The sequence below is a fragment of the Armatimonas sp. genome, assembly GCF_031410135.1.
GTDB lineage: Bacteria > Armatimonadota > Armatimonadia > Armatimonadales > Armatimonadaceae > Armatimonas.
The window spans coordinates 1-2515 of record NZ_JANNYP010000313.1; the positions used below are offsets into that span (position 1 = coordinate 1).

2 protein-coding genes and 1 pseudogene are annotated in these 2515 nt (G+C 63.0%); all 3 read right to left on the reverse strand.

The features are described 5' to 3' along the window. A pseudogene (locus RMO15_RS11270) lies at positions 1 to 318 on the reverse strand (hypothetical protein); the annotation flags it as partial. After that, positions 308 to 1459: a hypothetical protein gene (locus RMO15_RS11275; RefSeq protein WP_309712131.1), complete on the reverse strand. Its 1152-nt coding sequence runs from the start codon at positions 1457 to 1459 to the stop codon at positions 308 to 310. The pseudogene RMO15_RS11270 and the gene RMO15_RS11275, both read right to left, overlap by 11 nt. A gap of 54 nt (positions 1460 to 1513) precedes the next feature. Then, positions 1514 to 2515: recombinase zinc beta ribbon domain-containing protein (locus RMO15_RS11280; protein ID WP_309712134.1), on the reverse strand; the 1002-nt coding region annotated here is incomplete at its 5' end.

Genomic DNA, 2515 nt, shown 5'->3' on the forward strand with positions numbered 1-2515 from the left:
CTCGGTCAGTCCGTTGCGTCCTGCTTTCAGTTCAATATACAGACCGTGGCACCCCGACGATGGCACGGGCACGAACACATCCCACACCCCAGCGGTCAGTCCCAGCTCAACGGCTTCGGCTGCGCGCTTCGGCCCCAGCCAGAGACCGTTGGGAATCGCATGCACCCACCGCAGCTCCGGGAACTGCCGTGCGTGAAGCCGAAGCCAAACAAAGAACGCCCGCTGCTCTTGTGCCTCGATCTCGGCACGGGGCTTACGTGGCCGGATATTTGCCATGCCGCGAAGGCAAAGCTGGCCGTCGCGCCGCTTACCCGGCATCGCTGGCTCCTAGGGCTTCAGCCCGCTTGCGTGCCAGTCGCTTGGCACGCATCACCACAGGAAGCGAGTCCACGCCGCGCCGCCGTACAAGCGCCTTCTCCGCCTCGCTGGCAGTCTCCAGAGCATCGGTGAGCGCCACTGCCAGAAGCTCCGCTCGCTGATCCTCCGAGAGCGCCTCCCAAGCCTCCGTTGAAGCATCAGCCTCAATAGGCCGTGGTGCAGTCTCTGTCCGCATCTGGGCCGGTGCGACCACGACTCGAACGGGCCGTTCGCCGCGGTCACTGCCGTAGCTCGAAGGCGGCGCGGGCGCGAGCCACCCGGCACGTATCGCCGTCACGAGAAGCGCAGGCAGGCTTCGTACTTCGTGGGAGGCCACGTAAACCCGTGCTGCCTTCACTGCGCTCCTCACCGCCTCCAGAGGCTTCTCCCCGACTGCACGACGAGCGGCGTTTCGATCCAGTCCGGCTTCTACAGCCACCGTGATGGCTTCAGATTCTGGTTCGGAGACCTCCGCAGGAGAGACAACAACACCTGCCGGTCGGGGTTCAGAACCAGTGCCTGGTACTGTTGTCGTCTTCTGCGCTTCGCGTTCTTTAGAAGGAGAGGGCCGCGCAATTGTCCGCGCAGACCCCGCGCAATTCTGGTGCTCAGGGCGAACCCCGAGGCGGCTCAGATCGAGCTCCTTGCGCCACTTGCCCAGGCGCTTGAGCAGCGAGCGACACAGAGCCCGGATTACGGCAGGCCACTGTGTCATGCCAAGAATGGACTCTGCCAGCGCCGCCCAGCCCGCTTCGATCAGCTCCACGGCAGTCACGAGTGGGCGGATTGTGCGCTTGCCGAACGCATCGAACTCCCGGACGATCAGCCCAGCGGCTTCGAGATCAGCGAGCCCGCGGCGGATGGTGGCGACATCACGGCCTAGGCCCATAGTGGGGTGATGGGCAAAGAACTCGTTCGCAGCGTGGCAGCCACCCTTGGCATCGAGCCAGAGGATATTGCGCATGAGAATTCCGAGACGTGCTTCTTTATCGCTACGTGCTTCAGGAAGCCGCCAGAGTGGTAGAGTAGATTCGGTAGCCGTCTCGGTCGTTGGCGCGAGGTGGGACGACTCCAGCAAACGGGCGGTGGGGGGAGTGTTCATCCTGCCACCGCCTCTCTACTCTCAAAGCGCGACAAAGCCGCCGCTAGGTTGAGTTTAAGAAGAGAGCAAAACGAGGGCACGATGGAGCCTCCCGCTCGCCCCGTGGGGGAGAGCAATCGATGTCAAGACATCGAGAGGCTGCTTACAAACAGAAGAGGCTGAGGGGGACACTTCGGCAACGAATATCGAAATTCGCGAGGTACCCGCACCCAAATGGGCCTCAAAACCTACTATGCAGATGGAGTCTTGCGATGTTTCTGGCAAACAGAGACGCAAACGCAAGGCTCCTTTTTCTTTTTCCAGCATCGTCACCGAATCGACGAGACAGCCCAGAAGAAGTGTTCGCTCCTCCAAGCTCAGTTGCTGCCACCGGCAGCTAAAGTCACCCCACAGAGCGGCAAGCGCCGCACTGTCTGGGCGAGGGGCAGAGAGCGAGCCCAGCCGGGCCTGACCCTCCGCAATCTTTGTGTCCTGCTCCGCGCCCAGCGCTTCGAGCTGGCGGACTTCCTTGTTGAGCGCCGCCGAGCTACCCCCATCCCGAATCGCCGCCACCAGCCGCGCGATTTTCTTGTCCGTCTCCCGCCGGTTGCGCTTGTGCCGCGCCAGCTCTGCCGAGAGGTCATCGGTCTCCGGCAGGCGCTTGGCGGCTTCCCGGATCAGGGTTGTTAGCCGAGTGGGGTGCTTGGCGCAGCGGGCTATCTCCGCGACCACAACTTCGTGAAGTGTGTGGGCGTTCACCCGCTTGACCGTGCATTCCGCTCCGTGCTTGCAGGCGCGGGGGCACTGGTAGTACCCGACCTTACCACTGCTGCCATAGTGGCCCGCCGGGGTCATCAGGCAGTCACAGTGACCACAGCGCACCTTGCCGCGCAGGTAGTAGCCGATCGGATCGACCCGTTGCTCTTTCACATAGCCCAGCACCTCGGGAGCCTCCTCGGGCTTCGTGGGCTTGGCGAGCTTCTCTTGCGCCGCTTGGAAGGTTTCGTGCGTGACAAGCGCCTCGTGAGCTTGTAGGTTGACCTTTTCCCCGAAGCGGGCGACCCCGATGTACTTCTC

Excerpts from the sequence above, each read along its gene's own strand:
- RMO15_RS11275 (WP_309712131.1), bottom strand. The coding sequence starts at position 1,459 with ATGAACACTCCCCCCACCGCCCGTTTGCTGGAGTCGTCCCACCTCGCG.